The 25,780-nt window shown below is 66.2% G+C and carries 22 protein-coding genes; 6 read left to right on the top strand and 16 right to left on the bottom strand.

All coding sequences use genetic code 11. The features are described from left to right. Positions 1-21 precede the first annotated feature (21 nt). The 4 genes from dcd to J2X67_RS25665 form a co-directional block, all read right to left on the bottom strand. Positions 22-588, bottom strand: a complete 567-nt coding sequence (gene dcd, locus J2X67_RS25680) for a dCTP deaminase (RefSeq protein ID WP_015866656.1) — start codon at positions 586-588, stop codon at positions 22-24. A 79-nt stretch (positions 589-667) separates the two neighbouring features. Then, on the bottom strand, positions 668-1,954 hold the full coding sequence (gene guaD, locus J2X67_RS25675) for a guanine deaminase (protein WP_309957686.1): 1,287 nt from the start codon (positions 1,952-1,954) through the stop codon (positions 668-670). Positions 1,955-2,050: 96 nt separating this feature from the next. Continuing rightward, positions 2,051-3,151 (bottom strand): BMP family ABC transporter substrate-binding protein, encoded by a 1,101-nt coding sequence (locus tag J2X67_RS25670; RefSeq protein WP_309957685.1) that lies wholly within the window; start codon positions 3,149-3,151, stop codon positions 2,051-2,053. 100 nt (positions 3,152-3,251) lie between these two features. Then, a complete protein-coding gene (locus J2X67_RS25665) occupies positions 3,252-4,196 on the bottom strand; it encodes a LysR substrate-binding domain-containing protein (RefSeq protein WP_309957684.1) in 945 nt (314 codons plus the stop codon). Between the two features lie 95 nt (positions 4,197-4,291). On the opposite strand from J2X67_RS25665, the gene J2X67_RS25660 reads away from it, so the two are divergent. Then, entirely contained in the window at positions 4,292-5,599 is a 1,308-nt protein-coding gene (locus tag J2X67_RS25660) for an MFS transporter (RefSeq protein ID WP_309957683.1), read from the top strand. Here the strand turns inward: J2X67_RS25660 and J2X67_RS25655 are convergent. Then, positions 5,560-6,621 (bottom strand): adenosine deaminase, encoded by a 1,062-nt coding sequence (locus tag J2X67_RS25655; RefSeq protein WP_309957682.1) that lies wholly within the window; start codon positions 6,619-6,621, stop codon positions 5,560-5,562. The two genes, J2X67_RS25660 and J2X67_RS25655, sit on opposite strands and share 40 nt — an antisense overlap. A gap of 107 nt (positions 6,622-6,728) precedes the next feature. On the opposite strand from J2X67_RS25655, the gene J2X67_RS25650 reads away from it, so the two are divergent. After that, the gene (locus J2X67_RS25650) at positions 6,729-7,625 is read left to right on the top strand and encodes an amidohydrolase family protein (RefSeq protein WP_309957681.1); all 897 of its coding nucleotides are present in this window, start codon (positions 6,729-6,731) and stop codon (positions 7,623-7,625) included. Here J2X67_RS25650 and J2X67_RS25645 read toward each other — a convergent pair. Next, positions 7,612-9,309, bottom strand: a complete 1,698-nt coding sequence (locus tag J2X67_RS25645; RefSeq protein ID WP_309957680.1) for a PAS domain-containing protein — start codon at positions 9,307-9,309, stop codon at positions 7,612-7,614. The two genes, J2X67_RS25650 and J2X67_RS25645, sit on opposite strands and share 14 nt — an antisense overlap. Positions 9,310-9,451: 142 nt before the next feature. Between J2X67_RS25645 and J2X67_RS25640 the strand changes: the two genes are divergently transcribed. Together J2X67_RS25640 and J2X67_RS25635 are read left to right on the top strand one after the other, a co-directional pair. Continuing rightward, positions 9,452-10,096: a helix-turn-helix domain-containing protein gene (locus tag J2X67_RS25640; protein ID WP_309957679.1), complete on the top strand. Its 645-nt coding sequence runs from the start codon at positions 9,452-9,454 to the stop codon at positions 10,094-10,096. After that, on the top strand, positions 10,093-11,331 hold the full coding sequence (locus J2X67_RS25635) for a glycosyltransferase (protein WP_309957678.1): 1,239 nt from the start codon (positions 10,093-10,095) through the stop codon (positions 11,329-11,331). The genes J2X67_RS25640 and J2X67_RS25635 overlap by 4 nt, the downstream gene beginning before the upstream one ends. Before the next feature lie 14 nt (positions 11,332-11,345). Here the strand turns inward: J2X67_RS25635 and J2X67_RS25630 are convergent, their stop codons facing one another. Together J2X67_RS25630 and J2X67_RS25625 are read right to left on the bottom strand one after the other, a co-directional pair. Beyond that, positions 11,346-12,890: a serine hydrolase gene (locus J2X67_RS25630; protein ID WP_309957677.1), complete on the bottom strand. Its 1,545-nt coding sequence runs from the start codon at positions 12,888-12,890 to the stop codon at positions 11,346-11,348. Between the two features lie 44 nt (positions 12,891-12,934). Beyond that, positions 12,935-13,837 (bottom strand): LysR family transcriptional regulator, encoded by a 903-nt coding sequence (locus J2X67_RS25625; RefSeq protein WP_309957676.1) that lies wholly within the window; start codon positions 13,835-13,837, stop codon positions 12,935-12,937. A 139-nt stretch (positions 13,838-13,976) separates the two neighbouring features. Between J2X67_RS25625 and J2X67_RS25620 the strand changes: the two genes are divergently transcribed. Next, positions 13,977-14,990: a zinc-dependent alcohol dehydrogenase family protein gene (locus J2X67_RS25620; RefSeq protein ID WP_309957675.1), complete on the top strand. Its 1,014-nt coding sequence runs from the start codon at positions 13,977-13,979 to the stop codon at positions 14,988-14,990. A gap of 1 nt (position 14,991) precedes the next feature. Here the strand turns inward: J2X67_RS25620 and J2X67_RS25615 are convergent, their stop codons facing one another. Further along, positions 14,992-16,176, bottom strand: coding sequence for a glycoside hydrolase 100 family protein (locus tag J2X67_RS25615; protein WP_309957674.1), 1,185 nt, complete (start codon positions 16,174-16,176; stop codon positions 14,992-14,994). After that, on the bottom strand, positions 16,163-17,161 hold the full coding sequence (locus J2X67_RS25610) for a DJ-1/PfpI family protein (protein ID WP_309957710.1): 999 nt from the start codon (positions 17,159-17,161) through the stop codon (positions 16,163-16,165). The genes J2X67_RS25615 and J2X67_RS25610 overlap by 14 nt, the downstream gene beginning before the upstream one ends. 37 nt (positions 17,162-17,198) lie before the next feature. On the opposite strand from J2X67_RS25610, the gene J2X67_RS25605 reads away from it, so the two are divergent. Continuing rightward, positions 17,199-18,344 (top strand): DJ-1/PfpI family protein, encoded by a 1,146-nt coding sequence (locus J2X67_RS25605; protein WP_354328603.1) that lies wholly within the window; start codon positions 17,199-17,201, stop codon positions 18,342-18,344. A 72-nt stretch (positions 18,345-18,416) separates the two neighbouring features. Here the strand turns inward: J2X67_RS25605 and J2X67_RS25600 are convergent, their stop codons facing one another. The 6 genes from J2X67_RS25600 to J2X67_RS25575 form a co-directional block, all read right to left on the bottom strand. After that, positions 18,417-19,592 (bottom strand): BMP family ABC transporter substrate-binding protein, encoded by a 1,176-nt coding sequence (locus tag J2X67_RS25600; protein ID WP_309957672.1) that lies wholly within the window; start codon positions 19,590-19,592, stop codon positions 18,417-18,419. Positions 19,593-19,642: 50 nt separating this feature from the next. After that, complete coding sequence (locus J2X67_RS25595; protein ID WP_309957671.1) at positions 19,643-20,563, bottom strand: ABC transporter permease; 921 nt, start codon at positions 20,561-20,563, stop codon at positions 19,643-19,645. Between the two features lies 1 nt (position 20,564). Further along, positions 20,565-21,710: an ABC transporter permease gene (locus J2X67_RS25590; RefSeq protein ID WP_309957669.1), complete on the bottom strand. Its 1,146-nt coding sequence runs from the start codon at positions 21,708-21,710 to the stop codon at positions 20,565-20,567. Next, the gene (locus J2X67_RS25585) at positions 21,703-23,232 is read right to left on the bottom strand and encodes an ABC transporter ATP-binding protein (protein WP_309957668.1); all 1,530 of its coding nucleotides are present in this window, start codon (positions 23,230-23,232) and stop codon (positions 21,703-21,705) included. Before J2X67_RS25585 ends, J2X67_RS25590 begins: the two co-directional genes overlap by 8 nt. Positions 23,233-23,330: 98 nt before the next feature. Further along, on the bottom strand, positions 23,331-24,710 hold the full coding sequence (locus tag J2X67_RS25580) for an NCS2 family permease (RefSeq protein WP_309957667.1): 1,380 nt from the start codon (positions 24,708-24,710) through the stop codon (positions 23,331-23,333). An 80-nt stretch (positions 24,711-24,790) separates the two neighbouring features. Next, positions 24,791-25,774 (bottom strand): LysR family transcriptional regulator, encoded by a 984-nt coding sequence (locus tag J2X67_RS25575; protein WP_309957666.1) that lies wholly within the window; start codon positions 25,772-25,774, stop codon positions 24,791-24,793. Positions 25,775-25,780: the final 6 nt, after the last annotated feature.

The following is a 25,780-nucleotide window of genomic DNA, read 5'->3' as shown; positions in this document are numbered from 1 at the left end:
GCCGTCGAAAGCGGGAGCCCCTCAGGTCTTGGGGAGCGTAACGCCGCGCTGGCCCTGGTACTTGCCGCCGCGGTCCTTGTAGCTGGTTTCGCAGACCTCGTCGCTCTCGAAGAACAGCACTTGTGCACAGCCCTCGCCCGCGTAGATCTTGGCGGGCAGCGGCGTGGTGTTGCTGAACTCGAGCGTCACGTAGCCTTCCCATTCGGGCTCGAACGGCGTCACGTTGACGATGATGCCGCAGCGCGCATAGGTGCTCTTGCCCAGGCAGATGGTGAGCACGTTGCGCGGGATGCGAAAGTACTCGACCGTGCGCGCCAGCGCAAAGCTGTTGGGCGGAATGATGCAGTAGTCGCCGTGCATGTCGACGAAGCTCTTCTCGTCGAAGTTCTTCGGGTCGACCACGGTGCTGTGGATGTTGGTGAAAACCTTGAATTCAGGCGCGCACCGGATGTCGTAGCCATAGCTCGAAGTGCCGTAGCTGATGATCTTGTGGCCGGCGGCCTCGCGCACCTGGCCGGGCTCGAAAGGCTCGATCATGCCGTTCTGCTCGGCCATGCGCCGGATCCATTTGTCGCTCTTGATGCTCATATGCGGTCGCTGATGCTGCTGCGGGGGAGGAATGGCACGAATTGTGGCATGTGCCATGCCCCGCCCTTCCCGCCTGCGGCTATTCCGCCTGCGAGATCACCGTGCGCTCGATCAGCCGGTCGTCGCCCAGCACGATCATCGAGAACAGCAGCTCCTCCAGGTTGTTGGCGCGGGCGGCCTTGCGCGCCATCAAAGGCGTTGCCTGGGGGTTGAGCACCAGAAAGTCGGCCTCGCAGCCCGGCTGCAGGTTGCCGATGACGCCTTCGAGCCCCAGCGCGCGCGCCGCGCCGCCGGTGTGGCGCCACCAGAGCTGCGAGGGCGCGATGCTCAGGCCGGTCTTGGTTTGCCCCTCGCGGCCCACGTAGTAGGCCGCCATCATCGTGTGGAAGGGGCTGAAGCTGGTGCCGCCGCCCACGTCGCTGGCCAGCCCGTAGGGATAGCCGACACGGTCCGCCGCACCAAAGTCGAAGAAGCCGCTGCCCAGGAACAGGTTGCTGGTGGGGCTTACGGCGGCGGCCGTCCGGGTGTCGCGCAGCAGCTCGCGGTCGGTGTCGTCCAGGTAGATGCAATGCGCATACACGGCGCGTTCGCGCATCAGCCCGAAGCCGGCATACACGTCGAGGTAGGAACGCGCCTGCGGATACAGCTCGCGCACCCACGCCACCTCGTCGCGGTTTTCGGCCACGTGCGACTGGATCCACGTGTCCGCATACTTTGCGGCCAGCTCGCCGGCACCGCGCATCTGCGCGTCGGTGCTCGCGGGTGCAAAACGCGGGGTAATGGCGTAGCCCAGGCGGCCGGTGTTGTGCCACTTGCGAATCAGCGCCTCGGAGTCGATGAGGCTCTGCTCGGTTTCGTCGCGCACGCCGTCGGGCGAGTGCCGGTCCTGCAGCACCTTGCCGCTGATCATGCGCAGGCCCCGGCGCTGGGCGCCTTCAAAAAAGGCATCGACCGACGCCACATGCGAAGTGGCAAAGGTGAGCGCCGTGGTAACGCCGTTGCGCAGCAGCTCGTCGAAAAACACGTCTGCCACTTCGTTCGAATGCGACGGGTCGATGAACTTGGCCTCTGCCGGGAAGGTGTAGTTCTCGAGCCAGGGCAGGAGCCCCGGCGAGGGCGAGCCGATGATGTCGGTCTGAGGAAAGTGGATGTGCATGTCCACGAAGCCCGGCGCAAGGATGCGGCCCGGCAGGTGGGTCAACCCGGCATCGGCGTGGCGCGGCGACAGCGCTGCGTAGCTGCCGGCATCGACGACGCGCTGGCGGCCGGCGCTGTCGGGTGCGACGACCAGGAGGCCGTCTTCATCGAAAACGGGCAGTCCGGCGTCGTCGAATCGCAGGAGGGAGGCGCGGTAGGCTTTTTTCATCGTGGTTGCAAAGGTTAATGCAGCAGCGCAGTGCCGCAATTTCCATGCGCATATGAGTGCTATATGCCAATGCCCAACCAGGCGCGGCCCGCCCGGCTACCGCGCCACGCGCCCTTGCACGCCTTCGGCCAGCCAGTTCATCTTCAGGATCTGCTCGTCGTTCAGCTGCGCACCTTTGGCAATGACGACATGGCCTTCGTTGTCGCGCAGGTCAGCGGCCACCGCGCGAAACGGCTGCAGCTTGCCCGCGGCAATGTCCTGCTGGCGGGCCAGCACCTCTTGCTGAACGGCCTTGGGCACCCTGGTGCCGAAGTCGCCGACGCGGATCATTCCTTCTTTCACGCCGCCCCAGATGTTGCCGCTCTTCCAGCTGCCGTCGAGCACCGCCTGTGCACGCTGCGTGTAGTAGCCGCCCCACTGGTGGGTGACCGCGACGATCTGCGCATCGGGCGCAATCTTGCGCATGTCGGAGTGATAGGCCACGGCCATCTTGCCGCGCTCCTGCGCCGCGGCCATGACCGCGGTGGAGCCGGTGTGAAAGGCCACGACGTCGGCGTTCTGGTTGAACAGCGCCATGGCCGCATCGCGCTCCTTCGGCGGATCGAACCACTCGTTGAGCCAAACCACCACCACCTTCGCATTCGGGTTGACCGAGCGCATGCCAAGCGTGAAGGCGTTGATGCCCTGCAGCACCTCGGGAATGGGAAAGCCCGCCACGTAGCCCGCCACGTTGGTCTTTGTCATGCGGCCGGCCGCAATGCCCGCGAGGTAGCGGCCTTCGTAGTAGCGCGCATTGGCCGTCGCCACGTTGGGCGCGGCCTTGTAGCCCGTGATCGATTCGAACTTCACATCGGGAAAGTCGCGCGCGACCTTGAGCGTCGGCTCCATGTAGCCGAAGCTGGGCGTAAAGATCAGCCGGTTGCCCTGCTGCGCAAGGTCGCGGATCACGCGCTCTGCATCGGCGCCCTCGGGCACGTTTTCGACGAAGGTGGTCTTGACCTTGCTGCCGAGTGCCGCATCGACGGCTTTGCGGCCCTCTTCATGCTGGCGCACCCAGCCGGCATCGGTGACCGGCGTCACGTAGACGAAGCCGATCTTCAGCGGCTCCCTGGGAGCCTGCGGTTGCGAAAAAGCGGGAGATAAAAAACAGGCGGCTGCCCACGCCAGAACGGCGCGGCCCGCGAGGTTTTTGTACATGGTGGTCCTCTACATGGCCCCGGAAAAGCAAAAACCCGCAGCCGGCCGGGACGCCCTGCTGCGGGGTGCGGATTCTACCGGGGCCGCTTTTAGCGGGCCTTCAGTGCAGCTGCGCGGGCTCCGGCTGCACATGCTGGCGCACCGCCTCCAGCAGCAGCGTTGCGAGCCGCCCCACCGGCGCCTCGGCCGTGGCCTGCGCGCGGTAGAGCATGAGCGACATCTGCGGCAGCGCCGGAAGACCCACCGCCGTGCGATCGATGGCGCGCACATGCGCAGGCAACCCGAAAGGCGTGCGCACCGAAAGCCCGAGCCCCGCCGACGTGGCCGCCCACAGCGCTGCAAGGCTGGCGCTGGTGAACGCATGCCGCCAAGGCGTGCCTGCGCGGTCGAGCGCTGCCGTGACTATTTCGCGCAGCGGGCACGGCGCATCGAGCAGTACCAGCGGCAGCGGTTCCCTGGTCTTACCGGCGCGGCCGCGGCGCTCGCGCTCTTTCCACCAGGGCGCATCGAGCGCATCGGGCGCACGGGGGCCGATCCATTGCAGCGGCAGCCGCGCCACGCGCTCGCCATGCGGCGTCATCTGCTCTCCGGTGTCCCACACCAGCGCAAGGTCGAGCTGCCGAAGCTCGAGCCGCTCACGCAGCTCGGCACTGCGCGCCACGCACGCTTCGATGCGCACCTTGGGGTGCGCGCGCGAAAACCGGCCGAGCACGGCGGGCAGCAGCGTCTCGCCAAAGTCTTCCTGCAGGCCGAGCCGCACCCAGCCCTGCAGGTCGGCCCCGCGCATGGCGGCACCGGCTTCTTCGTTGAGCTCGAGCATGCGGTGGGCATACGCGAGCAGTGTTTCGCCCGCATCGGTGAGCTCCAGCCCACGGCCCGCCTTGCGGAAAAGCGCCGTGCCGGCCTGCGCCTCGAGCTTCTTGAGCTGCGCGCTCACCGCCGATGTGGAGCGGCCCAGCCGGTCGGCCGCGCGCGCATAGCTGCCGAGTGCAATGCCGGTGGAAAAACTGCGCAGCACATCAAGATCGAACATCACCTGGGACATGGATTCACCCTTCAACGATCGTCCTGTTTTTTCGAACGGTTGGCTCATTATTTTCTGATTTTCAAAACCTTTGCAACGGCGGACACTGCACCGCCATGACTGCTTCAACCCCCTCTTCGTTCCCGCCCAGCCACCGCTGGAAGGTGCTGTCCGCGGGCGTGGCCGCCAACGCGGCCTTCTCCGTGGCTTTCAGCGGTATTCCAATGACCGCGGTGCTCATGCGCACCGGCTACCAACTCGACAACGCGACGCTCGGCCTGGTGCTGGGCCTGATGGGCCTGGGCATTGCGGTGAGCGAGCTGCCCTGGGGCCTCTTGACCGACCGCTGGGGTGACAGGCCCGTGCTGTTGACCGGGCTGGGCAGCACCGCCATTGCACTGCTGGCCATGGCGCTCTGGGCTGCCCCCAGCGCACAGCACATTCCCGGCCTGGGCTGGCTGGGAGCGGGCCTGCTGCTGGTGGGCCTGCTCGGCGGCAGCGTCAACGGTGCGAGCGGCCGGGCGGTGATGACCTGGTTCGACGCCGGCGAGCGCGGTCTTGCCATGAGCATCCGCCAGACCGCCGTGCCGCTGGGCGGCGGCATCGGTGCGCTGGTGTTGCCCTTTGTGGCGTTGCACTTCGGCTTTGCCGCGCTCTATGGGCTATTGGCGGCGCTGTGCATGCTGAGCGCGGCAATGAGCTGGGCCTGGGTGCACGAGCCGCCCATTGCGCCGCGAACAACGGCCAGCGTTGCGCAGGCTTCTGCCCCGCCACAGAGCGGCCCGCTGCGCGACGCGCGCGTGTGGCGCATCGTGGCCGGCATCGGCATCTTGTGTGCGCCGCAGTTCGCGGTGCTGTCTTTCGGCACGGTGTTCCTCAACGACTTCGGCCATGCGGGGCTCGCAACCATCACCGCCACGATGGTGTTCGTGCAGATCGGCGCGATGGTCATGCGCGTATGGAGCGGCCGCTGGACCGACCGCCGCCGAAACCGCCCCGCCTATCTGCGTGCCTGCAGCGCACTGAGCGTGCTGCTGTTTGCGGGCCTTGCCGGGCTGGTGGTGGCGGCCGGCACGCACACGGCCGACTCGGCGGCGCTGCGCATTGCGCTGGTGGTGCTGCTGTTGGCAAGCGGTGTGTGCGTATCGGCCTGGCATGGCGTGGCCTACACCGAGCTGGCTACGCTGGCCGGTGCGGCCCGCGCCGGCACCGCACTGGGCATGGCCAACACCAGCGTGTTCCTCGTGTGCTTTGTCACGCCCTTCTCCATTCCGCATCTGCTCACGCTGCACGGCTGGGCGCTGGTGTGGCTTGCGGCCAGCGCCTGCGCACTGGTGGCGATGCCGCTCCTGGCTCCGCGGCAACCTGCCGCGGGGGACGCCGGTCAGAAAGTTGCGAAGACGGCGTTGAGCCGGTCGACATAAGCGCGCTTGGCGCTGGCGTCGATGAAGCTGCCCTCGAAGCTGTTGGCCGCCAGCTGCCAGGCCTGCCGCGCATCGAGGCCGGTGGCCGCAAAGGTCTGCGTGAAGTTCTGGTTCATGTAGCCGCCAAAGTAGGCCGGGTCGTCCGAATTGACGGTGGCAACCAGGCCCGCATCGAGCAGCGCGCCGAGGTTGTGCTGCGCCAAATCGGGGAACACGCAGAGCTTGAGGTTCGACAGCGGGCACACCGTAAGCGGAATGCGTTCTTGCGCAAGCCGCTTCATCAGCGCCGGGTCTTTGGCGCTCTGCACGCCGTGGTCGACGCGCTCTACCTTCAGCACGTCGAGCGCGCTCCACACGTACTCTGGCGGCCCCTCCTCGCCAGCATGCGCGACAAGGTGAAAGCCCAGTTCGCGGCAGCGCGCGAACACGCGCGCAAACTTTTCGGGCGGATGGCCCACTTCGCTCGAATCGAGCCCCACGCCGATGAACTTGTCGCGGTAAGGCAGGGCCTGCTCCAGGGTTTCAAAAGCTTCCTCTTCGCTCAGGTGGCGCAAGAAGCACAGGATGAGAGCGGCGCTCACGCCCAGCTTGGGCAGCGCGTCGACGCAGGCCCGGTGCAGTCCGTTGACCACCACCTCCATCGGCACGCCGCGCGCGGTGTGCGTCTGCGGGTCGAAGAACATCTCGGTGTGCACCACGTTGTCGGCCGCCGCGCGCTCCAGGTAGGCCCAGGCCATGTCGTAGAAGTCTTGCTCCTTCAGCAGCACGCTGGCGCCGGCGTAGTAGATGTCCAGAAAGCTCTGCAGGTTGGTGAAGGCGTAGGCGCGGCGCAGGTCTTCCACGCTCGCGTAGGGAATGCTCACGCCGTTGCGCTGCGCGAGCGCAAAGATCAGCTCGGGTTCGAGCGAGCCCTCGATGTGCATGTGCAGCTCGGCCTTGGGCATGGCGCGCAGCAGCTCTGGCAGGCGCTCGGCGGCAATGCCGCCGAAGCTCTTGTCGAAGACGGGACGGAAATCGGTCATGGTGGGCAAATCTGGCGTTGTGATTGCGCACAGCATAAGCGCAGCCGTGCCTGTACGCGAGGCCGCCGCGGCCCGGATAATCGGGCCTCCACCCGCATGAGGATTCCATGAGAACCATTGCGCCTGTTGCAGCCCTGCTCCTGGCCGCCTGCTCGGCGGCCGCCGTGTCTTCCGCGTTTGCCCAGGCCCCCTACGGCGGCCCGCTCTTCGACACGCACCTTCACTACAACCAGGAAGCCTGGGACGGCAATACCGGGCCGTATCCCCCGCCCGAGGCGCTCGCGCGCATGCAGCGCAACAACGTGAAGGCGATCATTGCCAACTCGCGGCCCAACGCAGGCACGCAAACCCTGGCCGCAGCGCGCGAAACCCGCGAGGCGGGCGTCGCCGTGGTGCCCTTCGTGCGCCTGTACCGCAACCGCGACGACTACAGCAACTGGTTCCGCGACGAGAGCATCCACGAAATGGTGCAGGCCGAACTGGCGCGCGGCACCGCAAGCGGCCCCTACCGCGGCATCGGCGAGTTCCACCTGTACGAGAGCGCCAATGCCAACGGACCGGTCGCCAAGAAACTCATTGCGCTGGCAGAGCGGCAGAAGCTCGCCGTGCTTGCGCATGTGGACGACGTGGCAATCGACCTGCTGATGGCCAACGCCCCGTCGAAGGGCCAATCGCTGCGCCTCATCTGGGCGCACACAGGCATCGGCGGCGCGCCCATCGAGCGGGTGCAGGCGCTGCTGGAGCGCTATCCGCTGCTGATGGGCGAACTCTCCTACCGACCCGGTCTCACCTGCGAGGGCGGCAAGCTGTGCCCCGAATGGCGGACCCTTCTGCTCAAGTACCCCGAGCGTTTTGTCGTCGGCTCCGACACCTGGGTCAACCAGCGCTGGAGTGCCTACGACGAGATCATGCGCGGCTATCGCACCTGGCTTGGCGACCTGCCGCCCGATGTGGCGCAGCGCATTGCCTGGGGCAACGCGGCCGCGCTGTTCAACCTGCGCTGAGCGGGGCTGCTGCCTTCGTCTCTACCGGCAACTCGAGCGTGAACGCCGCTCCGGTGCCGGGCCCGTCGCTGTGGGCGGTGAGCGTGCCGCCCATTTCATGCGCGGCAATCACGGCGCTGTGCAGGCCGAAGCCATGGCCGGTTTTCTTGGTGGTGAAGCCGTGCACGAACACCTGGGTCAGCGTGTGCGAATCGATGCCTACCCCGTTGTCTGCAACGCAAATGCGAAGCCGCTGGCCAGGCGTCAGGTCTACCCGCAACGTGAGCTTCGGCTCGCGGTCGGCCAGGCCGTCCATCGCCTGCTCGGCGTTGCTGACGAGGTTCACCAGGATCTGAAGTATTCGTCCGTGGTCGAGCATCAGTTCGGGAACATCGGCAATCTCTTTTTCGACAACCATCCGGCGCCGTTTCAATGCCTCTTCATTGATGCGCAGTGCATCGTCGACCAGGTCGCGGATCTGCACCTTCTCCAGCAGCCTGGAAGCCCCGGCATGGGCCTGTTGCGCGGCGATGATCTCCTTGATGTGTTCCACGTTCTTGCCCAGCGCCGCAAGCTCCCTGATGGCGTCGTTCTGCTCTGCCTCCAGCGCCGATGCCAGCTGGCGCAAATAGCCGGGCAGCATCTTGCCCTTGGGGTCCGAAGCAAGGAACGCACCCAGGTCGTCCGCATGGTCGTCCAGCAGCTGCACCGCGCGCGACAACCCCGTCACCTTGGATGCACGAACGCGAGAAAGAATGAGCGCCGCCGAGACGTTCACGCTGTTGAGCACATTGCCCACGTTGTGCAGCACGTTGGTGGCAATCCGGGCCATGCCCGCCAGGTGCGAGGCTTCGACCAGTTGCTTGTGAACCTCGGCAATCTGGCGCTCGGCTTCCTTCAGGTCGGAGATATTCTTGGTGATGCCGAAGGTTCCGACGATCTCGCCCGCGCGGTTGCGCAGCGGCATCTTCGTGGTCAGGGCCCAGGTGTCGGGCCGGCCGTCGATCCAGGTCTCTCTTTCGACTTTGCCGATCATCGGCACGCCGGTGCGAATGATCTCCTGCTCGTCTTCATAGGCCGGCCTCGCGTGGTCTTCCGAAAAGACATCGAAATCGGACTTGCCGACCAGCCCTTCGGGCGTATCCATTCCAAACTCGAGCGCCTGGGCTGTGCTGGTCTTGATGAAGCGCGACTGCGCATCCTTGAAGTAGATATGGTCCGGGGAGTTGTCCAGCAGCGCGCGAAGAAGCTCGCGCTCGTTGGCCAGCATTTGCTCTTCGTGGTTGCGTCGGGTCACGTCGAACAAGACGCCCTGGCTGCCGATCATTTCGCCGCCAGGCCCCAGCACTGCCGACTCGACAACCTGCCAGGTCTGCGGTTGCCCGCCCTCGCCTGACGAGACTTCTTCCCGCTCGACCTGCTCGCCCGTTCGCATGATGTGCGCATGCCGCCGGTCTTCTTCTTCGGCAAGTTCCGGCCGCCACATCGAGCCCGGCTCCTGTGCCGATTCGAAGGCGATCTCGGCGGCAGTGCGGCCCAGCATGCGCCCCGCGGAAGTGCCCTTGAGTTCGCAGAACCGGGCATTCACGAAGACGAATCGCCCCGCGGTGTCCTTGCGAAAAATGCCGACGGGCAACTGCTCGACGATGGGCGCCGCGTCCTGCACGAGCGGCGTGCTTGCAATCGGGTCGGCTTGGCTTTGCATGGCGATGCGGCTCCCTGAAAATCGTTTTATAGCCCGTGCCGCAGGCGGACACCAGCCTTGGTTCGTTGGCCTGCGTGCTGCGGTACGTCACATATATGAACATCGTATAAACTTGAACGACGTTCATTTTTATAGATGCAGCTTGGCAGATCCGGAACTCCCGGGCAGGCGCGAACGGCGCCGCGCCCAAACGCTCGACAGCGTGGCAACCATAGCCATGCAGCTCTTCGAAGCCAACGGCTACAACGCGACCACCATGGAGCAGATCGCGCTGCAGGCGGACGTGGCCAAGGGCACGCTCTACAACCACTTTCCAACCAAGGAGGCGATCCTTGCGCACTGGGTGCACATGGAGTTGGCCGCCGACACGCAACGCCTGGGCCGCCTGATCGAGAAGCCCGGCAGCTTCGAAGCGCGGCTCATGCAGCTGCTCGAAGCGTCGGCCGAATGGTCGGAGCGCTACCGGGCCTACCTGCTCGACTACTTCCGTTTTCGATTTCTCAACATCGAAGATGAGCTCGACACCGCCAGGGCCCGAGAGGGACCGCGCGATCTCGCAGGGCTCTTTGCACTGCTGATCGAACAGGCGCAGCAAGACGGAACGCTGCGCACAGACCTGCCTGCCGGGCATCTGGCCTCGCTGCTGCACCACCTGTACTTCGGCGCGCTGATGAGATGGCTCACGCAACCTGGCCTGGTGCTCGGCGACGAGTTTGCGGCCATCGTCGAAATCTTTGTCAGCGGCGCCCGTGCCGCCGGCAAACCACTGCGGAGAAAGCGCGCATGAAGATCGCCGTCGTTACCTATGGCACCGAGGGCGATACCCGTCCGCTCGCGGCGCTGTGCCATGCACTCGACAAGGCAGGCCATGCATCGGTGCTGCTGGCGGATGCATCGACGCTGGGCACCGCAGAGCGGCTCGGCGTGCGCGCACACGCATTGGCGGGCGACATTCGCGGTGCGCTGGGCACGGGCGGCGCCATCGCCAACGTGGTGGCGCAGAGCCACCGGCCCGGCGCAGCTGCCAAGGCGCTCGCCGACATTGCCAACACCCAGGCAACGGCCTGGCTACGGCAGACGGTCGAAACCGCTCGCGGCTGCGATGCCATCGTGTGCTCGGGGCTCGCGGCCTTCGTGGGCCTCTCGGCGGCCGAGGCGCTCGGCCTGCCGCCCATCGGCGCAGGAATGTTTCCGCTCACCCCGACCCGCGAGTTCGCATCGTCCTTTCTGCCGCCTTCACGCGTGCCGCGCTTCCTGAACCGCGCGAGCCACCACCTGGTCACCGCCATGCTGTGGCGGGCATTCCGGCCCGCACTGAACGCGGCGCGCGCCAAGGTGTGCAGCCTGCCGCCGCGCCGGCGCATGTGGACCACGCACCCGGCGCTCTACGGCTTTTCGCCAAGCCTCGTGCCACGGCCGGCCGACTGGCCCGCCAACGCAGCTGTGTGCGGCCAGTGGATTCCACCGGCCACCGATTGGCAACCGCCGCAGTCGCTGAGTGCCTTCCTGGCGGCAGGCGACGCACCCGTCTACATCGGCTTCGGCAGCATGACCGGATTCGACGCTGGCCGGATGCGCCAGGTGGTGGTCGATGGCGTCGCGGGCCGGCGCGCCGTGTTCAACCCCGGCTGGAGCGGCATCGACGTGCAGCAGCTTCCGGCCAACTTTCATGTGGTGGGCGACACGCCGCACGACTGGCTGTTTCCGCGAATGTCAGTCGTGGTGCATCACGGCGGCTCGGGCACCACGCATTCGGCCGCGCGCGCAGGAGTGCCGTCGGTGGTGGTGCCCTTCGCTGGCGACCAGTTCTTCTGGGCGCACCGGCTGGCGCTGCTGGGCGTCGCACCCAGTGCCGTGGCGGGCGACCGCCTGGCCGCAGACGACCTGGCGCGCGCCATTGCATTTGCAGATCGCCAGGAGGTGCGTGGCAAGGCGCGTGCATTGGGCGAGCAGATGCGCGCGGAAGATGGCCTGGCGCGGGCCGTGGAGGCCATCGAGAAGATCGTGGCTACCGCGGCCTGACCCGGTGGTTGCCGCTAGTCCGCGGCCCGGCCTTGCACCTGGGCCTTGAAGCCGCGGTTGTTCTCGAACGCCACGTTCAGCTTGGCGCCATCGAAACGCAGCAGATACATCGACACATCGCCATCGCTCAGCGAGCGCGAAAAAATACGAAAGGCCTGCGGTTCGATCCACTCGCCTCTTACCGCAACCGGCGCGTCGGCCACCTTCTCGCTGATGCGGTAGTAGCCGTCGAGCCCCAGCGGCCCTGTAAAAGGCTCGGCGTCGGCGCGTCCGTTGTCGAAGAGTATCTGGTAGCTTGGGCTGGCCGCGGTCAAGTCGAGCATCAGCCGCTTCACGCCCAGAACATTGCGGTCGAACTGCCAGACCTTGCCGGAAACTACAGCCGCAAGGTCGGGCGCGGGCGCCACCGGGCCTTGCTTTTCAATGGACGCAGCCCGAATGCGATCGGCCAGCAGGGCCTGGGCAGTGCCGTCTTCGGGCAGCGGCGCGGCGGAGCGGGCAGCGGCCGTGATCATGTCGATGAATGGAGGCAACAGGTAGTTGCGCCTTCCGGTCACCACCGCAACCACGTCGATTTCGGGCAGCACGATGATGAGCTGCCGGTTCATGCCCGCGGCAATGTAGGCGCGCTTTTCCGGAATGGTCCACCAGCCATTCGCATACCGGAACACAGGCCCATCGCGAAACTCCATGTTCACCGAGGCGTTGAACACCTGGTCGACCCATGCGGCGGGCAGCAACTGGCGCCCTTCCCATCGGCCCTTACGCAAGTAGAGATAGCCGATCTTCGCCATGTCGCGCGGGTACAGGTAAAGGCCGAAGCCGCCGGTCTCGATGCCTTGCGGATCTTTGCGCCAGCGTACGTCGCCGATGCCCAGCGGCTGGAACAGCCTGCGCTGCGCATAGGCCAATGTGCTGCCCCCTGTTTTCCTGGCAAGAATGGCGGACAACAGGTGCGTGTTGCCGCTGTTGTAGTTGAAGCCGCTGCCGGGCGGCTGCGCCATCGGGCGGTCAAGCACAAAGCCCTGCCAGTCGCGACTGCGTCCGAACTGCAGGGCTGTCTCGGGCACCGAGTTGTCGAGCTTTTCCTTCCAGTCGATGCCCGAGGTCATGTCGAGCAGGTGCCCGATGGTCATCGTCTTCTTGGCAGCATCGAGATTTGCAATGGTGCGCTCGGGAAAGAAGTCGATCACCGCCTGGTCTCGCGAGGCGAGCAGCCCGTCCTGGATAGCCATGCCGGTGAGCGTTCCGACGACGGCCTTGGTGGTGGAGTTCACCGCATGCTTGAGATTGGCGCGGTACGGCGCGTAATAGGCCTCGGCAACCAGCCTGCCGTGGCGCGTGACAAGCAGGCTGTCCATCGCGTTTGCGGCGCCAAAATCGACCAGCCTGGCGACCGCGGCTGAATCCATGCCCTGCGCCTCGGGGGTGGTCGCCGCCCATCCGGCGGTCGGCCAAACGGCCGGTTCGTCCACGGGCGCGGCACCGAGCGGCAAGGCTGCAAGAAGCAGCGACGCCGCCATGCTGGCCAGGAGGCTTGTCTTGCGGTGCGCACGCATACCGGTCTCCCAGTGAGTTTGGCGCAGATCATATCGGCGTTGCTTCAATCGCCGAAGGCCCGCAGCATGGCCTTGCGCAACCACGACTCCGCCGAGTCCTTGTCGGTCACGGCGCGCCAGGCCAGCTTGATCTGGTAGCTCGGGCTTTCGAACGGCAGGGCCTCGTAGCGAAGGCCGCCCTGCGCCGACAGCGCCTGCGCCACGTGTTCAGGCACCGTGGCCAGCAGCTCGGTGCCGGCCAGCACTGCGGGCAGGCTGCCGAACTGCGGCACCGAGAAGGCCACGTCGCGCTGCCTGCCGATCTTGTGCAGGGTTTCGTCGACAGTGCCGCAGAGGTCGCCCGCATAGGTCACGAGCACATGCCGGCGGCGGCAGTAGTCGTCCATCGTGAGCCTTCCGGCGGCGGTGTCGGCGCGGAGCAGCGCAAAACGCGCCGAACGAACCTTGCGTACCTTCGCACCCGCGGGCAGGTCTTTCAGGAAGCTCATCACCGCGCTGACCTGCCCGTCGTCCAGATGCTGCGCAGCGTTGCGGTAGCAGACCGTGAGCGTAACCAGCCTGGCGCGCGGCGCCTCGGCACCGAGAGCCCGAAGCAGCCGCGGCAGCATGGCAATCTGCAGGTCGTCGGTGAGCCCGATGCGAAACACCGGCGCGGCGCGCTCTGGCACGAACTCCGCCTGCGCGCGGAAGGTTGCCTCGATCTGCTCGAGCGCCGGCCCTAGCCCTTGCATCAGCGCCAGCGCGCGTTCGGTCGGCTCCATGACCCGCCCTTGGCGCACGAGCAGCGGATCGCCCGTGAGATCGCGCAGCCTTGCGAGCGCGTGGCTCACTGCGGGTTGCCCCAGGTTCAGGCGCTCGGCGGCGCGGCTCACGTGCCGCTCGCGCATGAGCGCTGCCAACACGGTGAGCAGGTTCAAGTCGATTCGGCTGAGTTCGATGGGTTTCATCCAGGCGCTTTCAAGCTATCGATTGCGTGCATACCGAATATCGTATGAATCGATTTCCTTGATTGTCCAGTGGCCACTAGATTGGACTGGCCGGTTGCTCCGGTGTTGCAACCCCCGTTCTTTCAAGGAGTGTTTTTGTATGAGCAAGATGGTTCGCTTTCACGAGTTCGGCGGTGCCGAGGTGCTGAAGCTCGAGCAAGTGGCAACGCCACAGCCCGGCGCCGGAGAGGTTCGCATTGCGGTGCAGGCAATTGGCCTTAACTGGGCCGATGCGCTCTGGCGGCAGAACTCGTACATCGAAGACGCGACCCTGCCGGCAAGCCTGGGCAACGAGGCGGCCGGCGTCGTCGACGCGGTGGGCGCAGGTGTCGGCGGCTTCTCCATCGGCGACCGCGTTGCGGTTTTGCCCGGTGCCAACCAGGGCCGCTACCCTACCTACGGAGAAAGCATTCTTTTTCCAGCGACGCACGTGGTCCGCTACCCTGAAAGGCTCTCGCCCGAGCAAGCTGCCGGCGCCTACATGGCCTACCTGACGGGCTACTTTCCCATGTTCGAAATGGCGCGGCTGCAGCGCGGGCAGACGATGCTCATCACGGGCGCTTCATCGGGCACAGGCATTGCGGCACTGCAAATGGCGCGAGCGGCCGGCATCGTTGCCATTGCAACCACCCGCACGGCGGCCAAGCGACAAGCGCTCTTCGATGCGGGTGCGGCGCACGTGGTGGTAACGCAAGACGAAGACGTGGCCCGACGTGTGCTGGCGCTGACTGACGGCCGCGGCGTCGACCTGGTGTACGACGGCGTGGGTGGTGCGCAGCTGGAGCGGCTGGGCGATGCAGTCGCGCAGCGCGGCTGGTACGTGCTGTACGGGCTCTCCGGCGGAGCCGAGCTCAGGTACCCGGCCCTCGCGCAGTTTCGCAAGAGCTGGCGCTTCCATGTCTACACGGTGCTGGAGTTCATCGGCTCGCCCACCATGGGCCTGCCGCGCGACGAAGGCGCGTTCGGCCGCGCGCTGTGCTTCGTCGACGAGGGCCTTGCCAGCGGCGCCTTGCAGATGCGCATCGACCGCAGCTTTGCGCTCGACGATGTGGTGCAAGCGCACCAGTATCTCGAGCGCGCGGGCCACGTCGGCAAGGTCGTTCTCACGGTCTGAGCTACCAGGCCGCCTCTCCGCCCTGCAGCGCCCGGTGCGCAAGCAGGAAGGTAGCGGCGTTCCAGCTTTGCCCGGCCATGCCCATCGGCACCAGGGTGCGGCCGTGGAACCACTCGGTAAAGCGCCAGTCGCCGAGCTGGTTCACATGCGCCAGGCGCGCAAGCTCGGGCCAGGCCTGGTCATGCAGGCCCATGTGTGCAAGCGCCATCACCCAGAAGCCGCCCACAAAGGGCCAAATGCCGCCGTTGTGATACTGGTGCACCACGTTCTGCTGGTGGCGGGCCATGTATGGCCGCCACAGCGCATGCTCCCGCGTGAGCGGATGCAGCACCACGCGTACCGGGTAGGGATCGCAGGCACGCGCCGCCGCAATGGTCTTGACGATGCGGCGCGCCATGGAAGCGTCGGCCAGCCCGCTCTGTATGGCCAGCACGTTGCCGAACACATCGCCCTCGTTGCCCACGAACGAAAGATTGACGAAGCTGAGATACAGGCCCGGGTCGTCCCGGCCGCGTCGCGCGTAATGGCGAAGCAAGCGCGCGCGGTGGTATTCGGGCAGGTCTTGCTGGAAGGGGTTGAACAGGTGATTGAAGTGGTGCTCGGTGGCTTCGGCGTGCTCCAGCGCGAAGCGGCGCTTCACGTCGTACCAGAGCGCGTTGGTGTACAGCACGTAGCCCGAGCGGGGCATGATGTCGGCCCAGTCGCTGGCCTCGTTCTGCTGCAGCAGCCGAAAGTGCTGGTGCTCCTGCGCCAGCAGCCAGCCAATGGCGCGCTCCACCTCGCTGCCCCAGTGCGCGGCACCCACCTGGCCGTGGCGGCGCACGTGGTCCACCGCAATCAGCCACCACAGCGTGGCGTCGATGCAGCCCAGGTACCAGAAGTCGGCGTCGAGGCCTTCGGGGTCGACGTATTTGGGAATCTGCCCGTTGGCCGCCTGCTGCGCCGCCAGTGCATCGAGGCTGGCGACCGCGCCTTTCTCAAGCGCGGGCACGCCGCTGCCGCACATTGCCATCACGCAAATCGCGGCGTCGCGCCCGAAGATGCGCGTGTAGCGCCGCGCCACCGCAGCCTCCGTAGGGCTGGCGGCCAGAATGCCGTGCGGTGTGAGGTTGCGCTCCAGGAGCTGGGTCGAAGCCCGGGCGCAGTCGTCGATCAGCGCGAGGGCGGTAGCGTCAAGTTTGGTCATGGGTGCGATAGGCTTGCGGCGTGAGGCCGTGCTGCCGCGCGAATGCACGCTGCAGTGCATCCACCGACCCGAAGCCGCTGCGGCTTGCGATACGGTCTTGCGGCCACTGAGTCTGGCGCAGCAATTGCGCGGCGGCTGCCACGCGAATGTGTTCAACAAAGCGCGCCGGTGTGCGGCCGGTCTCGGCAGCAAAGGCACGCGCGAAATTTCTCGGGCTCATCTGCACACGATCGGCCAGCGCCTCCACAGAAAGATCGTCCTGCGGGTGCGTACCGATCCATGCGACGAGCTCGCGCAGCCGATGGCTGGCCGAGGCCTGCGCCTCGAGCGCCTGGCTCAGCTGCGGCTGCTCGGCGCCGCGCAGCATGGGCAGCGCCAGCGTGCGGGCAATCTCCATCGACACGGCATGGCCCAGGTCGTCCTCGACCAGCGCGAGCGCAAGCTCGATGCCGGTGGTGACGCCGGCCGATGTCCACACCGGCCCGTCGCGCACGTAGATGCGTTCGCGCTGCACCCGCACCTGCGGCCGCAGCGCTTGCAGCTGGTCGCAGGCGCGCCAATGCGTGGTGGCCTCCCGCCCATCGAGCAGGCCGGCGGCAGCAAGCGCGAACGCCCCGCTGCATACGCTGGCAACGCGGCGTATGCCGGGCGCAATCTCTGCAATCCATGCGCCGATGCCCTGTTCGACGATGGCTGCGCGCACGCCTGGCTCATCGCCACCTGCAATGACCAGCGTGTCGATTGAAGTGGGCAATTGCCGCAGGTTGCAAGTTCCGGCAAAGCTCAGGCCTCCGTTCGTCAGCACGTTGCCGCCCGAAGGCGACGCGATGCGCAGGCGGTAGCTGCCGGGGCGAAGCAGCTCGGCCTTGCTGAACACGCTGGCCGGGCCGGCGATATCGATCGCCTCTACGCCGTCGAACGCGACAAGCACCACATTGCTGGCAGAAACCGCGGCTTCTTCGTCCTTGTGGGTGGGGGTGGGTATTCGTAGGCTCAAGACATCACGGTCATCGAGGGACGGCATGTTTAGGTTACTACGAGTGCTGGCAGAGGCAAGTATTACAACGCTGGCCGTGCTGGCAGTAACAGCTTGCGTAAGCGCCACCCCGTTGCCGCCGCCACCGGCCGACGCGGCCATGTGGGAGCGCGGGCAGCAGGCCTTTGTCGATGCGCTCAAGCCCACTCGCGCGGGCAGGCCCGTGGTTGCCGTGCTCGCCTTGAACGAAGGCACCGAAATGACCGACCTGCTGCTGCCGCATGCGGTGCTCCGGCGTGCGGATGTGGCCGAGGTTCGGATCGTGGCGCCGCGGAGTGGACGGGTAAGCCTGTATCCCGCGCTGGAGATCGACGGTGCGCAGGACTTTGCGAGCTTCGACCGGCTTCATCCCTCGGGCGCCGACTACGTGATCGTGCCCGCGATGATCACCGACGACAACCCCGCGGTTGCCGCCTGGCTGAAGCGGCAGGCGGTGCGGGGTGCGCGCGTGATCGGTGTGTGTTCCGGCGCGCGCGTCGTCGGCCAGGCAGGGTTGCTTGACGGGCGGCGATTTGCGGGCCACTGGTATGACCGCGGCACGTTGCTCGAGCGCCACGCGGGCGCTACCTACGTGCCGCACCAGCGCTACGTGATGGACCGCGGCGTGGCCACGACCACGGGCATTACCGCCTCGGTGCCGACGATGCTCGCGCTGGTCGAAGCGATTGGCGGGCAGGCAAAGGCGAAAACACTCGCCGCCGAACTCGGAGTTGCATCGTGGAGCCCCGCGCACGACAGCTCTCCGTTCTATCTGGACACCGGCCGCAGGGCAAGTTTCCTGCTCAACAAGGCGGCGTTCTGGCGCCACGAACGCCGGAGCATCGACGTGCAGCACGGCACCGACGACATCGCGCTGGCGCTGGTGGCCGATGCGTGGTCGCGCACCGGCCGCACAAGCGTAGAAGCGGTGTCTGCTTCGGGCCCGGTAACGCTGCGCAGCGGGCTCGTGCTCATGGCCCGCACCTCCAGCGATAGGGCGGCAACACCCTTGCCGCTTTCAGCGGCTCTCAAGCCCGCGCAGCAACTGGACCGCACGCTGTGCGAGATCGGCGAGCGCTACGGGGCGTCCCGGCGCGAGTGGGTCGTTCTGGAGATGGAGTACCCCGCACCGGCGAGCGGCTGCCCAAGCTAATCTTCAGCCGCGCAAAAACAAAAAAAGGCCGCCCGGAGGCAGCCTTTTCTGAGATGCAAGTCGAAGAAGCGATTACTTCTTGTCGCCGCCCGGCACCTTGCCTTCGACGCCCTTGACGTAGAAGTTCACGCCAGAGAGAAACTTGTCGTCGGCCACTGCATCCTTGGCAACCACTTCCTTGCCGTCCTGGCCGAGGATCGGGCCCTTCCAGATCACGAAGCTGCCGTCCTTCAGGCCCTTCTTCACTTCTTCGACCTTGGCCTTGGTTTCGGCCGGCACGTCTTCAGCGATGGAGACGATGTCGATGGCGCCTTCCTTCACACCCCACCAGCTTTGGCCGGTAGCCCACTTGCCGTCGAGCGCATCTTGCGTGGCCTTGATGTAGTACGGCGCCCAGTTGATGGTGGCCGAGGCCAGGTGGGCCTTGGGGCCGTAGGCGGTCATGTCCGAATCCCAGCCGAAGGCGCGCTTGCCTTTTTCCTGTGCGGTCTTGAGCACGGCCGGCGAGTCGGTGTTCTGGAACAGCACGTCGGCGCCGCCGTTGATGAGGGCGGTGGCGGCTTCGGTTTCCTTGGGCGGGCTGAACCATTCGTTCACCCACACCACCTTGGTGGTGATCTTCGGGTTGACCGACTGGGCGCCGAGCGTAAAGCTGTTGATGTTGCGCAGCACCTCTGGAATGGGCACCGAGCCGACCACGCCGAGCGTGTTGGTCTTGGTCATGGCGCCGGCAATCACGCCGGCCATGTAGGCGCCTTCGTAGGTGCGGCTGTCGTAGGTGCGCATGTTCTCGGCGGTCTTGTAGCCGGTGGCATGCTCGAACTTCACCTCTTTGCTGTCGGCGGCCACCTTGAGCATGGGCTCCATGTAGCCGAAGGTGGTGCCGAAGATCAGCTTGTTGCCTTGCCCGACCATGTCGCGGAACACACGTTCGGCGTCGGCGCCTTCGGGCACGCTCTCGACGAAGGTGGTCTTGATCTTGTCGCCGAATTCCTTTTCGAGCGCCTTGCGGCCGTTGTCGTGTGCGAAGGTCCAGCCGCCGTCTCCCACCGGGCCGATGTATGCGAATGCGATGTTGAGCGGCGCGGCCGGGGCCGGTGCGGCGGCAGCGGGCGCCGGGGCTGGCGCGGGGGCTGCAGCGGGTGCGGCCGCCTCTTCTTTCTTGCCGCAGCCGATCAGGGCTGCCGAAGCCACCGCGGTGAGGGCGGCGAGCTTGAGCAGGGAAGAGCGCTTGTTCAGATCATTCATTGTCGGAAATCCTCAAAAAGGACAGGTTGGCGGAACACGAAAAAACGAGATTATGAGCCGGGGTAGAACGGCTTTCCGATGGATGCCGGCATGTTGATGCGAATGAACGCCGGGTTGCGCGAAATGAGCGCCAATACGACGATGGGCGCGATGTACTGCAGCATGCTGAGAAACTGCGGCGGCACGTCGACACCGCTGCTCTGCAGATGAAAGCCCAGCATCGAGACGCCGCCGAAGAGGTAGGCCCCCAGGAGCACGCGAATGGGCCGCCAGGTGGCAAAGGTGGTAAGCGCCAGCGCGATCCAGCCGCGGCCCGCGACCATGCCTTCGACCCACAGCGGGGTGTAGACGGTCGAGAGGTATGCACCCGCCAGCCCGCACAGCGCGCCGCCCGCAATCACCGCCATGAAGCGGATGCGCCGCACCGGGTAGCCGAGCGCATGCGCCGATTCGGGCGACTCGCCCACCGAGCGCAGCACCAGGCCGGCGCGGGTGCGGTACAGGAACCAGACCAGGCCGAAGGTCAGGATGACCGCGAAATACACCATGGGGTGGTGCCGGAACAGCGCGGGCCCGACGAGCGGAATGTCGCTGAGCACCGGTATGGCGTACGACACGCTTTCGGGCAGCTTTGCTTGCACGAAGTTGATGCCCGCAAAAGCGGAGAAGCCGACGCCGAAGAGGCTGAGGGCGAGCCCGGTGGCGTACTGGTTGGTGTTGAGCCAGATCACCAGCACACCGAAGAACGCTGCAAGCAAGGCGCCAGCCGCCATGCCGGCCAGGAAACCGAGCCACGGGTTGTGCGTGATGACCACGGTTGCAAAGCCGGCGATTGCGGCGCAGAGCATCATGCCCTCGGCGCCCAGGTTGACGATGCCGGCTTTCTCGTTGATCAGAAGGCCCAGTGCCGCGATGGCGAGCACGGTGCCGGCGCTGAGGGTGGAACCCAGCAGGAGTGCGTAGCTGTCCATGTCAGAGGGCTCCTTCGGTCGACCGCGCGGGCGGGGCCGTGAGCGGCGTGCTGGCTTGCAGCGAGCTCGTGGTGTGGGTAGCGGCCTTGGCGGCTGCCTTGCGGCGGATGCGGTAGGCAATGAGCGTGTCGCAGGCCAGGAGCGTGAAGAGCAAGAGGCCCTGAAACACGCCGGTGAGCGACTTGGGCAGGCCGAGGCGCGATTGCGCAAGCTCGCCGCCGATGTAGAACATGCTCATGAGGATGGCCGAGAACACCATGCCCACGGGATGCAGCCGGCCGACGAAGGCCACGATGATGGCCGCGAACCCGTAGCCTGCCGGCACATAGGGCGTGAGCTGGCCGAGGGGGCCGGCCACTTCGAGGGCACCTGCCAGGCCTGCCGCGCCGCCCGAGGTGAGCAGCGCGACCCAGATTGCGCGCCGGGCCGAGAAGCCCGCATAGCGCGCCGCGGCCGGCGCAAGCCCACCCACCTGCTGCGCAAAGCCTGCGCGGGTGCGAAAGAGAAACACCCACAGCGCGCCCACGCCGAGCAGCGCGATGATCAGGCCGATGCTCACGCGCGAGCCCTTGAAAAGCCGCGGGATCTGCGTCACGGCCTCGAAGGTCTTGGACTGCGGAAAGTTGTAGCCCTGCGGATCTTTCCAGGGGCCGAAAACCATGTAGCCGAGCAGCAGCGTGGCCACGTACACCAGCATCAGGCTCACCAGGATTTCGTTGGCGTTGAACTTGTCGCGCAAGAACGCCACGATGCCGGCCCACACCATTCCGCCAAGGGTGCCCGCAACAAGAATGGCCCCCACGATCCACGAGCCAGTGGTCTTGTCGGCCATGAGCGCAACGCCGCCCGCGGCAATGGCGCCGAACACGAACTGGCCCTCGGCACCGATGTTCCACACATTGGAGCGAAAGCACACCGCCAGGCCGAGCGCGATGATGAGCAGCGGCGTTGCCTTGATGGTGAGCTCGCCGATGGCGTAGCCGCTCTTGATGGGTTCGTAGAAGAACACCAGCAGGCCCTTGACCGGGTCTTTGCCCAAGGCGGCGAAAAGCGCCACGCCGATCAGCACGGTAATCAGCAGCGCCAGGATCGGCGAGGCGAAGGTCCAGAAGCGCGAAAGCTCCGGGCGGGGTGCGAGCTTAAGCATGGGCCGCCTCCTTGTTGTTGTTCTTCTTGTCCCAAAGGCCGCTCATCCACTCGCCGATCTGCGGCAGCGTGGCGGCTGCGCGGTCGATCGAGGGCGAGAGCCGGCCCTTGGCAATTACATGCAGCCGGTCGCTGATGTCGAACAGTTCGTCGAGTTCTTCACTCACCACCAGCACGGCGCAGCCCGCATCGCGCAACGCCAGGATTTCGCTGCGAATGAGTGCGGCGGCGCCCACGTCCACACCCCAGGTGGGCTGCGCGACGATGAAGAGCTTGGGGTTGGCATCGATCTCGCGGCCGACGATGAACTTTTGCAGGTTGCCGCCAGAAAGCGACCTCGCCGCAGCATTCGGCCCGCCGGCCTTTACGTTGAAGCGCTCGATGATGCCGCGGGCATGCTTTTCGAGCGCCGAGGTGCGTATCCAGCCGCCCTTGCCCACTGCGTTGCCGCGCGTGAGCAAGAGGTTGTGCGCAAGGCCGAGCGTAGGCACCGCACCGCGGCCCAGCCGCTCCTCGGGCACGAAGTGCAGGCCGAGCGTGCGCCGTGCGCGGGGCCGGAGGCGGCCGGCCGGCTTGTCGAACACCCGCACCATCGCGGGCTCGGCGCGCACGTCTTCGCCCGATAGCGCGTAGAGCAGTTCCTTCTGGCCGTTGCCGGACACGCCCGCAATGCCGACCACCTCGCCGGCGCGCACCTCGAACGAAATGCCGTCGAGGTCGACGCCGAACTGGTCTTCACGCGCAAGATTCAGTGTGTCGACGCGCAGGGCCACCGCGCCCGCATGCACCGGCCTGTGCTTGAGCGGCGGCGGCTCGCTGCCGATCATCAGGCGCGAGAGCGACTCGTTGCTTTCGTTCTGCGGGTTGCACACGCCCGTAACCTTGCCGCCGCGCAGCACTGTGCACGCCGTGCACAGCTCGCGGATCTCGTGCAGCTTGTGGCTGATGTAGAGAATGCTGCAGCCTTCGGAGGCCAGCTTGTTGAGCACCGTGAACAGCTTGATGACCGCCTGCGGCGTGAGCACCGAAGTGGGTTCGTCCAGGATCAGCAGCTTGGGGTTGGTGAGCAGTGCGCGGATGATTTCCACCCGCTGCATCTCGCCCACCGAGAGCGTGTGCACGGGGCGCGAAGGATCGATGTCGAGCCCGTATTCGCTCGCCTTGGCCGTGATGCTGCGGGCCACTTCGGCCAGCTGCAGAGACTTGTCCAGGCCCAGCCACACGTTTTCGGCCACGGTGAGCGTGTCGAACAGGCTGAAGTGCTGGAACACCATGCTGATGCCCAGCGCCCTCGCCTGCTGCGGGTTGCGCAGGTTGACGGCCTGGCCGTCGAAGACCACGGTGCCTTCGTCGGGCTTGACCGAGCCGTAGATGATTTTCATCAACGTCGACTTGCCCGCGCCGTTTTCGCCGAGCACGGCGTGGATTTCGCCTGGCGCCACGGCCAGCGAGATGTCGCTGTTCGCCACCACCGCAGGGTAGCGCTTGGTGATGTTCGCAAGCTGAAGTCTGGGGGTTGTCATGCCGGGTTTCGTGGGTTTGTCTCGTTCAACAGCAACAAGCGGGGCAGCTATGAGTTTAATAGCGTCCCCGCATCCATCGGCGCCCGACGGCGCTTTGCTCAGTGTCCGCCGATGTAGGCGAACTTGAACAGGAAAATCGCTGCGATCACCCAGACCATTGCATGCACTTCCCGTGCCCGCCCGGTAAAGAGCTTGAGCACCGCGTAGGTGATGAAGCCGAAGGCCAGGCCGTTGGCAATCGAGTAGGTGAAAGGCATGGCCAGCGCGGTCACCGCCGCCGGAATCACCTCGGTGGTGTCTTCCCAGTCGAGCTCGACCAGGTCGCGCAGCATGAGGCAGCCCACGAACAGCAGCGCCGGCGCGGTGGCATAGGCCGGCACCGAGCCCGCCAGCGGCGAGATCATCAGGCAGGCGAGGAACAGCGCCGCCACCACCACTGCCGTGAGGCCGGTGCGGCCGCCCGCCTGCACGCCGGCCGCGCTTTCCACATAGGCCGTGGTGCTCGAGGTGCCGAGCAGCGAGCCCGCAAAAATGGCGCCGCTGTCGGCCAGGAGCGCCTTGTTCATGCGCTCCATCTTGCCGGGCACCAGGAGGCCCGCGCGCTTGGCCACGCCCATCAGCGTGCCGGTGGCGTCGAACATTTCGACCAGGAAGAACACCAGCACCACGTTCAAAATGCCGCCCTTCAGTGCACCCATGATGTCCAGTTGCATGAAAGTGGGCGCAATCGAGGGCGGTGCGTCGAACACGCCATGGAACTTGTTGCCGCCGAAGAAGAACGACAGCACCGTCACCAGCATGATGCCGATGAGAATGGCGCCGCGCACCTTGAGCCGGTCGAGCGCCACGATCACCAGGAAACCCAGCGTGGCCAGCACCACCGGTGCCGAATGCAGGTCGCCCAGCGTGACGAAGGTGGCTGGCGAGGCGGCCACCACACCGGCACTCTTGAGCGCGATGAGCGCGAGGAACATGCCGATGCCCACCGTGATTGCCGTTCGCAGCGACTGCGGTATGCCCTGTATGAACAGCTCCCGCAATCCGGTGACGGTGACAACCAAAAACAGCGTCCCCGAGATGAACACCGCGCCCAGCGCGACTTGCCATGTATAGCCCATGCCCAGCACCACCACGTAGGCAAAGTAGGCGTTCAGGCCCATGCCGGGCGCCATGGCAATCGGGTAGTTGGCATACAGGCCCATGATCAGCGTGCCTAGCGCTGCGATCAGGCATGTGGCCACGAACACCGCACCCTTGGGCATGCCCGCGTCGCCGAGGATCGACGGGTTCACGAAGATGATGTAGGCCATCGTCAGGAAGGTGGTGAGCCCTGCGATGACTTCGGTGCGCACTGTGGTGTTGTGCTCGGTGAGCTTGAACACGCGCTCAAGCCAGCTCGCGTTGTGCGGCGCGCTGTGCGCGGCTGTCCCCGAGGCGCGGGGATCGGTGACCTTGGGCACCTCTTCAAACCTGTTCATGTCGCTTGTCTCCAGCTGTTGTATTTGGCGGTTCGTTCATCGTCGCCCCGGCCGCGACGCCGGCGCGGCCGAAGCATTCGTCAGGGCGGATCGGGAGCTTCCGCCGCAACAGCCCGCTGGGCCGCGGTGGTGAAGGCCGGCCGCAGCGAGGCGGCAACGTCCTTGATGCATTCGCGCAGCCAGCGCGCGGAGCTCGACGAATGGGTGCGCTCGTGCCAGAGCTGGTAGTACATGAGGCGCGGCAGCGCCACCGGGCAATCGAGAATCTTGACCGGCAGCCGCGCGGCAAAGCGCTCGCAATACTGGCGGCCGGTGGTAAGCACCAGGAGGCTCGAGGCCACCATGTCCGGAATGAGGCTGAAGTGCGCGCAACGCGCCGTGATGTTGCGCTGCCTGCCCAGTTCGTCGAGCATCTGGTCGATGATGCCGCGCCCCCCGGGGTGCATGGGCGTGGGCGCAATGTGCTCGGCCGCCAGCCAGGTTTCCAGGTCCCAGCCGCGGCGCACGGCCGGGTGGTCCTGGTTGACCAGCGACACCACCTCGTCGCCGAAGAGCCGCGCCATGTGCAGGTCTTCTGGCGGCTTGAGCCAGTTGCCGATCACCAGGTCGACCTGCCCGAGCGCAAGGTGCCCGTGGTAGTCCGAATCGGGCGTGAGCGCATGGATCTCTATCTGGCAGAGCGGCGCTTCGCGCTTGACGTGCGCCACCAGCATCGGCAGGAACAGCGGGTCCATGTAGTCGCTGGCCGCAATGCGGAAGGTGGTGGCCGCCGATTGCGGCTCGAAGCCGCGCGCATCGGAGAACAGCATCTCGGCCGCGCGCAAGATGCTCGCTGCGGGCTCGATCATGCGCAGCCCTGCATCCGTCGGCACCATGCCAGAGCCCGATCGCACCAGGAGCGGGTCGCCCGAGAGTTCGCGCAGGCGCTTCAGCGCAGCCGAGACGGCCGGCTGGTACATGCCCAGGCGAATGGCGGCGCGCGAAACGCTGCGGTCGGTCAGGACGGTATGCAGCACCCGGATGAGGTGCAGGTCGATCTTGTCGAACAGCGCCTGGTCACGCATGGCTTG

The sequence above is a fragment of the Variovorax sp. 3319 genome (assembly GCF_031456585.1).
In the GTDB taxonomy this organism is placed as follows: domain Bacteria; phylum Pseudomonadota; class Gammaproteobacteria; order Burkholderiales; family Burkholderiaceae_C; genus Variovorax; species Variovorax paradoxus_P.
Note: the sequence above shows the minus strand (reverse complement) of the source record. Positions and strands in the feature narration are given on the sequence as shown.

Bases quoted from the DNA above. Each gene is read 5' to 3' on its own strand.
- J2X67_RS25585 (WP_309957668.1), bottom strand. From the start codon at position 23,232: ATGACAACCCCCAGACTTCAGCTTGCGAACATCACCAAGCGCTACCCT.
- dcd (WP_015866656.1), bottom strand. From the start codon at position 588: ATGAGCATCAAGAGCGACAAATGGATCCGGCGCATGGCCGAGCAGAAC.
- J2X67_RS25670 (WP_309957685.1), bottom strand. From the start codon at position 3,151: ATGTACAAAAACCTCGCGGGCCGCGCCGTTCTGGCGTGGGCAGCCGCC.
- J2X67_RS25590 (WP_309957669.1), bottom strand. From the start codon at position 21,710: ATGCTTAAGCTCGCACCCCGCCCGGAGCTTTCGCGCTTCTGGACCTTC.
- J2X67_RS25580 (WP_309957667.1), bottom strand. From the start codon at position 24,710: ATGAACAGGTTTGAAGAGGTGCCCAAGGTCACCGATCCCCGCGCCTCG.
- J2X67_RS25605 (WP_354328603.1), top strand. From the start codon at position 17,199: ATGTTTAGGTTACTACGAGTGCTGGCAGAGGCAAGTATTACAACGCTG.
- J2X67_RS25625 (WP_309957676.1), bottom strand. From the start codon at position 13,837: ATGAAACCCATCGAACTCAGCCGAATCGACTTGAACCTGCTCACCGTG.
- J2X67_RS25650 (WP_309957681.1), top strand. From the start codon at position 6,729: ATGAGAACCATTGCGCCTGTTGCAGCCCTGCTCCTGGCCGCCTGCTCG.
- J2X67_RS25635 (WP_309957678.1), top strand. From the start codon at position 10,093: ATGAAGATCGCCGTCGTTACCTATGGCACCGAGGGCGATACCCGTCCG.
- J2X67_RS25645 (WP_309957680.1), bottom strand. From the start codon at position 9,309: ATGCAAAGCCAAGCCGACCCGATTGCAAGCACGCCGCTCGTGCAGGAC.
- J2X67_RS25660 (WP_309957683.1), top strand. From the start codon at position 4,292: ATGACTGCTTCAACCCCCTCTTCGTTCCCGCCCAGCCACCGCTGGAAG.
- J2X67_RS25620 (WP_309957675.1), top strand. From the start codon at position 13,977: ATGAGCAAGATGGTTCGCTTTCACGAGTTCGGCGGTGCCGAGGTGCTG.
- J2X67_RS25595 (WP_309957671.1), bottom strand. From the start codon at position 20,563: ATGGACAGCTACGCACTCCTGCTGGGTTCCACCCTCAGCGCCGGCACC.
- J2X67_RS25630 (WP_309957677.1), bottom strand. From the start codon at position 12,890: ATGCGTGCGCACCGCAAGACAAGCCTCCTGGCCAGCATGGCGGCGTCG.
- guaD (WP_309957686.1), bottom strand. From the start codon at position 1,954: ATGAAAAAAGCCTACCGCGCCTCCCTCCTGCGATTCGACGACGCCGGA.
- J2X67_RS25665 (WP_309957684.1), bottom strand. From the start codon at position 4,196: ATGTCCCAGGTGATGTTCGATCTTGATGTGCTGCGCAGTTTTTCCACC.
- J2X67_RS25600 (WP_309957672.1), bottom strand. From the start codon at position 19,592: ATGAATGATCTGAACAAGCGCTCTTCCCTGCTCAAGCTCGCCGCCCTC.
- J2X67_RS25615 (WP_309957674.1), bottom strand. From the start codon at position 16,176: ATGACCAAACTTGACGCTACCGCCCTCGCGCTGATCGACGACTGCGCC.
- J2X67_RS25575 (WP_309957666.1), bottom strand. From the start codon at position 25,774: ATGCGTGACCAGGCGCTGTTCGACAAGATCGACCTGCACCTCATCCGG.
- J2X67_RS25655 (WP_309957682.1), bottom strand. From the start codon at position 6,621: ATGACCGATTTCCGTCCCGTCTTCGACAAGAGCTTCGGCGGCATTGCC.